8 protein-coding genes are annotated in these 11,665 nt (G+C 68.7%); 5 read left to right on the top strand and 3 right to left on the bottom strand.

The annotated features are described in order from the left end of the window. Window positions 1-2: 2 nt before the first annotated feature. The 4 genes from ACFVJ5_RS28665 (at window position 3) to ACFVJ5_RS28650 (ending at window position 4,422) form a co-directional block, all read left to right on the top strand. On the top strand, window positions 3-890 hold the full coding sequence (locus ACFVJ5_RS28665; protein WP_379224782.1) for a DUF4231 domain-containing protein: 888 nt from the start codon (window positions 3-5) through the stop codon (window positions 888-890). Between the two features lie 91 nt (window positions 891-981). Continuing rightward, the gene (locus ACFVJ5_RS28660) at window positions 982-2,619 is read left to right on the top strand and encodes a serine/threonine-protein kinase (protein WP_379224780.1); all 1,638 of its coding nucleotides are present in this window, start codon (window positions 982-984) and stop codon (window positions 2,617-2,619) included. A 117-nt stretch (window positions 2,620-2,736) separates the two neighbouring features. Then, window positions 2,737-3,087 (top strand): amphi-Trp domain-containing protein, encoded by a 351-nt coding sequence (locus ACFVJ5_RS28655; RefSeq protein ID WP_379224778.1) that lies wholly within the window; start codon window positions 2,737-2,739, stop codon window positions 3,085-3,087. A 9-nt stretch (window positions 3,088-3,096) separates the two neighbouring features. Beyond that, window positions 3,097-4,422 carry a diacylglycerol/lipid kinase family protein gene (locus tag ACFVJ5_RS28650; RefSeq protein ID WP_379224776.1) on the top strand — a complete coding sequence of 442 codons (1,326 nt, stop codon included), beginning with the start codon at window positions 3,097-3,099 and terminating at the stop codon, window positions 4,420-4,422. On the opposite strand, the gene ACFVJ5_RS28645 is transcribed toward ACFVJ5_RS28650, so the two are convergent. Beyond that, a complete protein-coding gene (locus tag ACFVJ5_RS28645; RefSeq protein WP_379224774.1) occupies window positions 4,417-5,559 on the bottom strand; it encodes a DUF2254 family protein in 1,143 nt (380 codons plus the stop codon). The two genes, ACFVJ5_RS28650 and ACFVJ5_RS28645, sit on opposite strands and share 6 nt — an antisense overlap. Before the next feature lie 240 nt (window positions 5,560-5,799). On the opposite strand from ACFVJ5_RS28645, the gene ACFVJ5_RS28640 reads away from it, so the two are divergent. After that, the gene (locus ACFVJ5_RS28640) at window positions 5,800-7,056 is read left to right on the top strand and encodes a reverse transcriptase family protein (RefSeq protein ID WP_379224772.1); all 1,257 of its coding nucleotides are present in this window, start codon (window positions 5,800-5,802) and stop codon (window positions 7,054-7,056) included. Window positions 7,057-7,075: 19 nt separating this feature from the next. Here ACFVJ5_RS28640 and ACFVJ5_RS28635 read toward each other — a convergent pair whose 3' ends face one another. Together ACFVJ5_RS28635 and ACFVJ5_RS28630 are read right to left on the bottom strand one after the other, a co-directional pair. After that, on the bottom strand, window positions 7,076-11,401 hold the full coding sequence (locus ACFVJ5_RS28635) for a type I polyketide synthase (RefSeq protein ID WP_379224770.1): 4,326 nt from the start codon (window positions 11,399-11,401) through the stop codon (window positions 7,076-7,078). After that, window positions 11,398-11,664, bottom strand: coding sequence for an acyl carrier protein (locus ACFVJ5_RS28630; protein ID WP_378993964.1), 267 nt, complete (start codon window positions 11,662-11,664; stop codon window positions 11,398-11,400). Before ACFVJ5_RS28630 ends, ACFVJ5_RS28635 begins: the two co-directional genes overlap by 4 nt. Between the last annotated feature and the right edge of the window lies 1 nt (window position 11,665).

The following is an 11,665-nucleotide window of genomic DNA, read 5'->3' as shown; positions in this document are numbered from 1 at the left end:
CGATGACCGACGACGACTTCCTGAACACGCTCTGGCAGCGGCGAACTCGCTGGTCGACGACCGCCACCCGGATGAAGCGCCGATTGGATCGCGTGCGCCTCACCGTCCTGTTCCTCGGCAGCTGGGGTGCGATCGCCACGGCCTCGACCACGACCGTCCTCCGCTCGGCAGGCACCCTCACGCGCATCGTGGCGCTGTCGGGTGCGGTGGCGCTGGCGGTGGCGACGTTTCTCACCGCCCAGTACCTCACCGCGGAATCGACCCGCCGCTGGACCCGAGCGCGGGCGGTCTCCGAAGGCATCAAGCAAAAAATTCTCACCTTCCGCGCCATCGGCGACGCGCATCAGGCCGAGCGGTTGCAGGCCGACATCGATCGCATCGAGCAGACGGCCGAGGACCTGCTGCCGCTGCTCGCGCCCGGCGACGACGCCGTCCAGGCGCCGCGATCGATGCGGCCCGACGAGTACGTTCGCGACCGGGTACGGGCCCAGATCGATGACTACTACCTGCCGACGGCCCGCTGCTACGGCGCCCGGGCGACCAGGCTGCGCCGCGCCGCCATCGGCCTCGGCCTCGCAGCCACGATCGTCGCCGCGATCAACACCGGCGTCGGCGCGGAATCGTCGGGTCGGATCGCCCCGTGGGTCGCGGTCATGACCACGCTGAGCGGATCGTTGCTGGCCTACCTCGCGGGTAAGCGGTACGACTTCCTGGTGATGACCTACCTCGCCACGGCGGATCGCCTGCGACGGCGGCTCGATCGGTGGCGCACCGACGGATCACCCACCGATCGGGTTCGGTGGGCGGAGTTCGTCGCGGACTGCGAGAACACTATCTCGCTGGAGAACGCGAGCTGGATGGCGAAATGGAGCGAGCGCGCGGAGACCTGAACCCGTGCAGCCGAATCCGAGTTGCGGCAGGGGTGGCCCGTGCCGGATAACCTGAGCGCAGTCACGTGGGTGGTCGTGCGAAGGAGTGGTGATGGAGTTCGGGCCGGAGGCGATCCTTGCGGGGTACCGCATCGAGCGCAGGCTCGGTGGCGGGGGAATGGGGACGGTGTATCTGGCCCAGCATCCTCGGCTGCCGCGCCGCGACGCCGTGAAGGTGCTCGATGGCCGGCTCGCGGTGGAGCCGACGTTTCGGGCCCGGTTCGAGCGTGAGGCCGATCTGGCCGCGCGGCTGCGTCACCCGAATGTCGTGCAGATCTTCGATCGGGGCGTCGACGGCGATCGGTTGTGGATCGCGATGGAGTTCGTGGACGGGCTCGACGCGGCGCAGCTGCTGCGCCAGGGGCTGTCGGTGCTCACGCCCCAGCGGGCGGTACGCATCGTCGCCGAGGCGGCGAAGGGACTGGACTACGCGCATCGGCAGGGGTTGCTGCATCGCGATATCAAACCGGCGAACCTGCTGATCGCGCGTGCCGACGACGGCACCGACGAGGTGATGGTCACCGACTTCGGGATCGCTCGGAGCATGGGGGAGACGACGAGTCTCACCTCCGCGGGGTCGGTGCTCGGCACGCTCGCGTACGCGGCGCCCGAACAGCTCGAGGGGCAACCGCTCGATGTGCGCACCGACGTGTACGCCCTCGGCGGCACCCTCTACGAGCTGCTCACCGGGTTCGTGCCGTTCCAGCGGGAGAGTCCGGCCGCGTTGATCAGCGCGCATCTGATCGAGCCGCCGCCGCGTCCGTCGGCAGGCCATCCGGGGCTGCCGCCTGCTCTGGACGGGGTGATCGCGCGGGCGATGGCGAAGAACCCGGACGACCGGTACGCCAGCTGCGGTGAGCTCGCCGACGCGGCGATCGCCGCGCTCACCGGTATACCGGTGGTCGGGGATACCGCTGTGCTGCAGCGACCGCGTCCCTCACAGCCGAGTGTTCCCGGCACATCGCTGACGAGGAGAATCCTGCTCGGGGTGGGTGGCGTGGCGGTGGTGGCCGGGGTGACCGCGTTCGCTGTGCTCACCGCCAAGGATCGGAGTGGGTCGGACGCGCCGATGACCACGCCGGTCGCGCAGATCGGCGCGGTCCCCGGCAGTCCGAAGGCGGCCACGGTTCTGCGTCCCTGGCTCGACGATGTCCTCGCCGGTGATATGAGTGCGCTGATCCGCAAGTGCTGGACCCAGTCGCCTGCCGAGATTCCCGGGATGTACGGCGATGTCGAGCGGATCATCGATGCTGTGCGCCGGCCCGGCATCTTGGGCCAGTTCGGTCCGTATTGGCAGAACGACGCGCTTCAGGTCAGCCTGCGCCCCAGCGAGCTACGGTCCGTCTACGGCTGCCCGATCGTCAGCGACCGATCGTCGACCGGGCTCACCGAAGAGCGAGCGCGCTACACCGTCGAGCGCTATCTGAGCCGGGTCGTCGGTGACCCCGTGAACCCCGCCGACGTGGAACCGGACTACCCATTGCTGTGCAACGGCGCCCAGCCGGGCACCGCCCTGTCCGGGGTGCGGCGATTCGAGGACAAGGCACTCACGGTCCGCAGCTCGACCGGCTCGGTCGTGACCATCAACGCGCCGGTGAGCAGTGCGGACGGTGCGACGTCAGCGGTCGACCTGACCCTTGATCACGCCGCGAACGGCTACTGCATCTCCCGGATCGACCGGGCAGGCTGAGCTGCGTTTTCGGAAGCGCCGTGACGGACGCAGCTCATCCGAAAAGGGTGATCCGTCCGGCTCGCCGCCGCGGCTACGGTGGATGCACGTCCACGCTGAATCCAGTCAGGAGTTGCCGTGCCGAAGTTGGAGATCAAGAGGAAAACAGAGCTCTCCCGCAAAGAGGTAGGCGAGCGGCTCATCATGATCGGTCGGGCCATCGCCCACGGCTCCGAAGTGGAACTGAAGACCGGTGACGACTCGATCGAGATCGTCGTCGCCGACCGCGTCCACTGGGAATTCGAGATCGAAGTCGACGGCGACGAGACCGAAATCGAAATCGAGATCAAGTGGCACGACGATGCCGCCGGGACGGGTTCCGACGCGAAACCGGCACCGAAATCGGCACCGAGACCGAAACCGGCACCGGCACCGAAGCCGGCCAAGGCCACGCGCCGACCCCGGGCGCGCAAGACCACCGCCAAGTGAACCGCCGCCATGAACTCGTCGGACACCACCGGTAGCCGCGCTCGACGCTGGTGGGCGCGGCTGGCGTTCGTCTCCGCCGCCGCGGCCGCGGTGGTCCCCGTGCTCGCCGCCGGATTGTTCGGCGCACTGGCGTTGCTGATCGTCGGCACCGGCGGCGTCGTGGTCGCCGTGGCGGCGCTGTACACGTTCATCACCCGGTTCGGAATCCTGCGGTGGATGGCACTGGGGGTCGCGCTGCTCGCACCGGTCATCGTGGTGGTCTCGTTCGTGCGGGCGAATCTGCTGTGGGTCGTCCTGGTTTCGGGTGCGCTCGCGCTGGTGACCGTCGGCGCCGCCCGCATCGCCCTGCGCCGCGGCGGTACGGAGGCGACGATGCCCGAATACTCCGTCCCAGCACCACAGCGCCCGTTCCTGATCATGAATCCGCGCTCCGGCGGCGGGAAGGTGTCGAAGTTCGACCTCGTGCGCAAAGCCGAAGAACAGGGCGCTCAGGTCGCACTACTCGAAGGGCCAGAGGAAATCGACGTCACCGCATTGGCCCAACGGGCGGTCGCGGACGGTGCCGATCTGCTCGGGGTCGCGGGCGGTGACGGGACCCAGGCCCTGGTCGCGGCCGTGGCGGTCGAACACGATCTCCCGTTCCTGGTGATCAGCGCCGGCACCCGCAATCACTTCGCCATGGATCTCGGACTCGATCGCGCCGATCCCACCCGCTCACTCGACGCGCTTCGCGACGGTGTGGAGTTGCGCGTCGACCTCGGTACCGTCAACGGGCGGCCCTTCGTCAACAACGCCTCGTTCGGGGTCTACGCCGAGATCGTGCGCAGCCCGGCATACCGCGACGACAAAACCGCGACGGTGTTGTCGCTGCTTCCCGATCTGCTCAACGGACACCGCGGCCCGAAACTGGTCGCCCGGATCGGGGAACTCGCGGTGGACGGACCGCAGGCGGTCCTGGTGAGCAACAATCCCTACGGCAGCAATGATCTCGCGGGCCTGAGCCGTCGCGTCCGGCTCGATCGCGGTGTCCTCGGCGCGGTCACACTGTCCGTCACCAGTACGAGGGAAGCGGTCGGGCTGCTGCGCCGCACCCGGCTTCGCGGTCTGTCGCAGGAAACGGCGATCGAGTTGATCGTCGACGCCGACGCTCCCCAGATCCCGGCCGGCATCGACGGCGAATCCATGCTCCTCGACACACCGGTCCGGTGCACCATCCAACCGGCGGCTCTGCGCGTGCGAGTACCCAGAACCAGACCGGGAGTTCGTCCCCCCGCCGCGGCATTCGACTGGGCGCGACTGTGGCAGACGGCGCGCTGGGCTCGCCCCGGGTCATAGCTCGACCTGGTCGTCGAGCCGGACCAGCCAGCTGTCGAGCGATTCGACGCGCTCGGGGGTCGCCCGGTCGCGCACTCGACGCAAGGAGTCCCGTAGACCGGTGACGACCATCGGTGAGCGGGCGGCGAAGGCGATGTCGTCGACAGCGGTCCGGAGGAATTCCTCCCATCCCGGCAGATGAACGACGAGCCTGTCGACACCGGCGTCGTCGGTGAGCCGCAGCGGTTCGAGACGTGCCTGGGCCACCCATCCGAGAAGATCCTCCAACTCCTCGATGGCCTGTACTGCTGTCGCCGGATCGTTCACCGCGGTGGACAGCGCGCGCAGCGCGATATCGGCCAGCAGCCGGAACGCGAGCAGTGGATCCTGCTCGAAGGTTCGCTCGGTGCCGACGACGAGACCGCCCAGCACAGCATCCTCGGGCAATTCGCCGCCGTGCACATCTGCCACGTGACTGCCGTGATGCAGTGTGGCGCCGGGATTCGCGCGCAAGGCGATGGTCACATTCGCGGCCGTCGCGGCATCGATCAGTGCGGCCGTCTCGACCCGTTGCAGCACCGCGGGCGGCTGCTTCCAGACAACCGTCGTCCGCACGGGCGGCAGCGGTGGCGAGTCGGGGCGGGGTCCGACGTAGAGGGCGGTGAGCACCGTCCGCCCGTGATCGGCGATCGTGCTGAGCGCCGGCACCAACTGAATGGCGGCGAAGGCCCGCAACAGCAATGCGCGCAACAGTGCGATCAGCACGAGCAGCGCCAGCATCGCGAGGACCGGCACGACTGCCGATACCTCGGGACTCTTGCCGATGGCGAGGGCGGCGGTCACACAGAACACGACCAACCCGAGGGCGAACCCGAAGGTCCGCCAGACGAAGGGGTCGTCGCGGAACAACATCAACCGCGGTGTGAACGTGGTCATCACCCACTGCACCACCAGGAAGAGCAGTGAGAAGATCAGGGCCACCGCGCCGAGCAGGCCGATCCCGATCGAGAGCAGCGTATCGGTCACCTGGGCGCTCGGCGCGCGGGGTCCCCAGGAGATCCGCGGCGCAGCCAGGCCCGCGCAGAGCCCGGCGAGCATGAAGACGAGCTGGGCCAGACCGGCTCGCAGGCGGCGTGGGCGGGCTGTCCGGGCGGGCATCCGCCGATGGTCACATATCGACCGTCGGGCTCGGCTCACCCGAAAAGGATGACTCCCTCGCTACAGTGGCCCAGTGCGTCGGTGGCGGGGCGAGAGCGGGTCGGGTGGACCCACCTCAGGGGTAACCCCTGGGTACGTCGTGTCAGTCGGGCTCAGCGTCCAGAGCTCGGGCGCACGCTTCGCGTGCCTCGCAGCACCGCGGACGAAGGATTCTGGTCGTCCCGTCACCGTCGCATCCCGATGAGCCGGGCGATCGGGCTCGAGCTGGCCGCACGGCTGGCGCGCTCGTTCGAGCTCCTCGACGACGACTGGGAGCTGTCGACGCTGGCCGAGGCATTCGCCGACGTTGTCGAGCCCGATCGGGCACAGGACATCGCGGGGCGCGTGATCGAGCTCATGCCGGTGGAACCGGTCGATCCGGTGCACACGCTGCGCCGGGTACTGGTCGACCTGCCGAAGCTGCCGACCACCGTTGTCCCCCTCGATCCGGTGGACGTGACGATGCGATTCGGCGCGGCCGAGATCCCGGATCTCGCCGCACTGGCCCTGCTGCTGAATGTGACCCCGACCGAGCTCGAGTGGTTCGCCGATCGGGGCGGTTGGTTACGCCACACGTCACAACCGTTGTCGCACTACCGATATCGGCGATTGCCCAAGGCGACCGGGGTGCGGGTCGTCGAGGCGCCGAAGGTGCGATTGCGCGAGATCCAGCGCCGGATCCTGCATCGGGTTCTCGCGGGTATCCCCGCTCATCCGGCGTGTCACGGTTTCGAGAAAGGGCGCAGCGCGGCAACTTTCGCCGCTCCGCATGCCGGCTGCGCGCTCGTGATCAGGCAGGATCTCCGCGATTTCTTCCCGACGATCACGGTGGCGCGGGTGCGCGCGGTGTTCACGGCCTGCGGTTATTCCACGGCGGTAGCCCGCGTTCTCGCCGAACTGTGCACCACCGCGTCACCGGTGGCCGAACTGCGTGGACTCGACTATTTCCAGCGCACCTTGCTCAGCGCTCGGCATCTACCGCAGGGCGCCCCGACCTCGCCACGCCTGGCCAACCTCGTCGCGCACGGTCTCGACCGGCGCCTGACCGGCTACGCCCTGCGGCACGGTCTGACCTACACCCGCTATGCCGACGACCTCGCCTTCTCGGGCACCGCCGACCTCGACACCGCCCGGCTGATCTGGACGGTCACCGCAATCGCCCGGGACGAGGGCTTCACCGTGCACACCGGCAAGACGCTGGTCCGCCGCGCCCATCAGCGACAGGTGCTGGCAGGGCTCGTCGTCAACGACTCCCCGGCCGCACCCCGTGACCGCTACGACGCCGTCCGCGCCCTGCTGCACAACTGCGCGCGCACCGGTGCCCGCGCGCAGAACATCGACGAGCACAACGACTTCCGCGCCCACGTGTACGGCCTGATCTCCTGGATCGGCGAGACCAGCCCGCACCGCCGCGACAAACTCCTCGCCATGGCCGATCGAGTCGACTGGGGCGGGTGACCGGACGGGTCCGCCAGGGCTAGTGGTCGACGAGGTGGTCGGCGGAAATCCGGGCGAGTTCTTCGGCGAGGGCGGCGACGGTCTCGCGGATCTGGTCTTCGGTATGACAGGCCGTGACGAAGAAGCGGAGCCGGGCCAGGTCTTCCGGGACGGCCGGGTAGATGATCGGGTTGACGTTGATCGCCCGATGCAACAGCGCGGTGGACAGTTTCAGCGTCTTCATCGAGTCACCGACGATGCACGGGATGATCGGGGTGTTGTGGCTGTCGCCGGTATCGATGCCCGCCTCGCGGGCAAGGCGCAGGAACAGTTCCGCGTTGTGCCGAAGGCGGTCCAGCGGCGCTCGGTCGGCCCGCATCAGCCGCATCGCGGCCAGGGACGCGGCCGCGTTCATCGGTGTCATGCCGACGCTGTAGACGAAGCCCGGGGTGGTGTATTTCAGGAACTGGACCAGCTCCGCGCTGCCTGCCACATAGCCACCGCAGCCCGCGAGCGCCTTCGACATCGTGCCGGACCACAGCTCGACATCGCAGCGGTCGACATCGAAGTACTCGCCGATGCCACCGCCGTTCTCGCCGAGCACCCCGATGCTGTGCGCCTCGTCGATCATCAGCAGGGCCCGGTGCTTCTTCTTGATCTCGATGATCGCGGGCAGATCGGGGATGTCACCGTCCTGGCTGTAGACGCCTTCGATGAGGATCAGGACCCGGCGATACTGGTGCCGGATCTCGGTCAGCAACGCGTCGAGAGCGGCGTGATCGTTGTGCGGGAACGGCCTGCGGGCCGCGCCGGACAACCGGCAGCCCTGCAGGATGCTGTCGTGCGCCAGGCTGTCGTGGATCACCAGGTCCTCGGGGCCGACCAGATGGCCGATGATCGTCACGTTCGTCGAGTGACCGCCCACCAGCGCGATCGCGTCCTCGGTACCGAGCAGGGCGGACAGTTCGGCCTCGAGTTCACGATGGATCGGCTTCTCGCCGGAGAGCAGGCGGCTGGCCGAGACCGAGCTGCCGTAGCGGGCCACGGCGTCTTGAACGGCGGCGACGACGGCGGGATGCCCCGACATTCCCAGGTAGTTGTAGCTGGAGAAGTTGACCACCTGTGTGCCGCCGATGAACGAGGTGTCTCGGGTGACGCCGTCGTTGATCAGGAAGTAGGGGTTGGCCAGGCCGAGCGCTTCGCCGCCCGCGAGCCGATCGGTGATGGCGCGCACCTCGGCGAAGTCGGAGATCCGGTATTCGGGGGCGACGGTGGTCGGCCTGGCTTCGGCTGCGGCGGAGGTGGTTTCGGGCACCGATGTGGTCGGCTCGGCAGGCGAATCGGTGCGTCGACCGGTGAAGTGGGCGATGACATCGCCCAGCGTCGTTGTCCCCGTGACGAGGGTCGGGTCGACGGTCGTGCCGGGGATCTTGCGTGCCAGACCGGTGAACAGGTCGGTGAGCATGAGCGAGTCGAATCCCAGGCTGTCGCCGAGTGTTCGGCTGTCCTCCAGCCGGTCGGCGGGAAATCCGCTCACCCTGGCCACTTCCGCGCGGACGATCCCGGCGGCGTCCGGGTCGTGATCGCGGCGCACGGCGCCGGTGTCGAGGGGTGTGCCGCGTGCTTCGCCGGGCGCCGCCAGCAGGCCTGCCAGTACCGCGTTCTGTTCACGGAAGAGCGCGATCAGTGAGTCCATCGTCGTTCCCTCGGTAGGTGCGGAGTGTCGTGTGGGTGTCGATGTGGGGATTTCGCCGACTTCGGGTGGCTCCACCCAGAACCGGTGCGCGACAGAGAACTCGTACACCGGCAGCCGCTGACGGACGCGCTGTGCGGGTTCGTAGAGTTCGTTCCACACGGGGTCGAGACCGTCGCGGTAGAGCGCGGCGACGGTGGCGGCGAGGTCGTCACCGGTCGCGCCGGGGCCGGGACTCGGCGACAGACAGCGTGCGCCGAGCGCGGGATCGATCCTGCGTACCGCCGCGGCGAGGACGCGGCGGGGGCCGACTTCGATGAGGTGTGTCGGGTCGGTGCCGAGCGCGGCGTGTACGGCGTCGCCGAAACGGACTGTGGCGCGGACGTGTTCGGTCCAGTACTCGGCGTCCATCACCTCCTCGGGATCGAGAAGCCGGCCGTGCACGGTCGAGTAGATCGGCAGGCTGGCGGCGCGGTAGGCGCAGGTACTGGCGATGGCGTCGAACTCGGCCAGCATCGGCGCCATCAGCGGACTGTGGAACGCGTGCGACACGGTGAGTGGCTTCGCGACCACCGACCGGGTGCGCAGCGCCGAGGCGATGCGGTGCAGCGCCTCGGCGTCGCCGGAGAGGACGAGATCCCCCGGACCGTTGACGGCGGCGACCACGACGGCGGGTTCGCCGTCGAGCAGGTCGGCGATCTGCTCGGTGGTGGCGCGTACGGCCAGCATCGCGCCACCTGCCGGCAGCCGTTGCATCAGGCGTCCGCGTGCGGTGACCAGCTTGCAGGCGTCGTCGAGATCGAAGACACCCGCCACCGCCGCGGCCGCGAATTCGCCGATGCTGTGCCCGATCAGCCAGGCCGGTCGGATGCCGAGATCGGCGAGGGTCTTGGCGATGGCGTACTCCATGGCGAAGATCGCCGGTTGCGCGAGCGCGGTGGGATCGAGATCGGCGTGCTCGTCGAGCAGGAGGTCTCGGATCGATCGGCCGAGGTGGGCGGCCATGGCGGTGTCGACGAGTTCGAGTGCTCGCCGGAACCCGGGGCTCGTCTCGTGCAGAGTCCGTCCCATCCCGGGGAATTGCGACCCCTGGCCGGTGAACATCCAGCCGACGCGCACCGGCCGCGCGAGTCCGTGCCGCCGGGTCACGCCGTCGCCTGTGTCGTCACTCGGGTGCAACTGCGCGATTGCCTCGTCGCGGTGATGGGCGACGACAGCGAGCCGGTGCCGACCCGACGACTTGACCTGATTGCTCGTCCAGCAGAACGGGGCGAAGTGGTCCTCGGTCACCGACGTCAACGTCTCGGCCATGCGGATGGCGTTGCGTCGCAATCCCTCCTCGCTGTCCGACGAAAGGGTGATCACCCTCGCTCCGGATGCCTCGGACGTTGCCGACGCCGTGGGCGCTGCGGCGGCGCTCGCCAACACCATGTGCACATTCGTACCGCCGAGCCCGAAGCTGCTCACCCCACCGTGTGCGGGTCGGTCGAGCGGCATCAGGTCGTCGAGCAGGCGTAGGCCGTGCCGCTCCATCTGCAGGCGGGGATTCTCCTGGTCGGCGAACCTCGACGGCGGGACGACACCGTGGTGCAGGCTGAGGACGGCTTTGATGAGTCCGGCCACGCCCGCGGCACCCTCGGTGTGGCCGAGGTTGCCCTTGATCGACCCGATCCCGCAGGGCCGCGCCCGATTGCTCCCGTGCAGCTTACCGAGCGCCTTGACCTCGATCATGTCGCCGAGAACCGTTCCGGTGCCGTGTGCCTCGATGAAATCGATGTCGTTGGGCCGCACGCCCGCTCGCCGACAGGCCTCGCCGATCACCTTCTGTTGCGCCCACCGGTTCGGCGCCGTGATGCCGTTGCTGCGCCCGTCGGAGTTGACCGCGCTGCCTTTGATCACCGCGTAGATCGGCAGCCCCGCGGCCTCGGCATCCGCCAGGCGGCGCAGGACGAGCACCGCCACGCCTTCACCGCGCACGATCCCGTCGGCGTTGCCGCTGAACGGTTTACACCGCGCGTCCGGCGCCGACAGACCCGCCTGGGTGTAGAACACGCCGACGGCCGGGGTCAGCACGAGATTGACGCCCCCGGCGACCGCCTGGTCGCAATCGCCCGCCGTCAGGGCATTGCACGCGAGATGGACCGCGACCAGCGACGACGAGCATGCCGTGTCGACCGCGATGCTCGGTCCTTCCAGGTCGAACTGGTAGGACAGCCGGTTCGCGGTCATGAAGTATCCGTTGCCGGATCCGTGCTGCGGCGTGATCGCGGCGTAGTCGCTCATCTGCAGGTTGGCCCATTCGTTGGCCATCACGCCGACATAGACGCCGGTCCGAGAGCCTGCCTGCGCCCGGGGGTCGAGGGTGGCGTCCTCGAAGGCTCGCCAGGTGGCCTGCAACAGCAATCGTTGTTGCGGGTCCATCGACTCGGCCTCGTGCGAGGTGATGCCGAAGAATTCGGCGTCGAAAGCGTCGGCGTCGTCGATGAATCCGCCGCTGCGGGTGTTGATGGTGCCGGGCGCGCCTGCCGGGTCGTGGAAGTCGTCGGCGTTCCAGCGGCTCGACGGGACTTCGGAGATCGCGTCGCGGCCGTCGATCAGCAACTGCCACAACCGCGCCGGGTCGGCGGCGTGCGGGAAGCGGCAGTCGAGGCCGACGACAGCGATATCGGTCATGCCGCGACGGCGATTTCAGCGGTGAGGTAGGTGGCGATGGCCGCGATGGTGGGGTATTCGAAGACCAGGGTCGGGTCGATGTCGAGCATCCACCGGTCCTCGATCTCGCCGCACAGGGCCACTGCCGACACCGAGTCCATGCCGAGTTCGGCGAGCGGGATCGTCGGGTCCACCTGGTGCGGTGCGCGTTCGGTGTAGTCGGCGACGCGCTCGATGAGCCAGTCCTGGGTCGTCGTGGAGTGCGTGGTGATGGTGGCGAACATG

Origin of the sequence: Nocardia sp. NPDC127606 (genome assembly GCF_042671725.1) — a bacterium.
GTDB lineage: Bacteria > Actinomycetota > Actinomycetes > Mycobacteriales > Mycobacteriaceae > Nocardia.
Note: the sequence above shows the minus strand (reverse complement) of the source record. Positions and strands in the feature narration are given on the sequence as shown.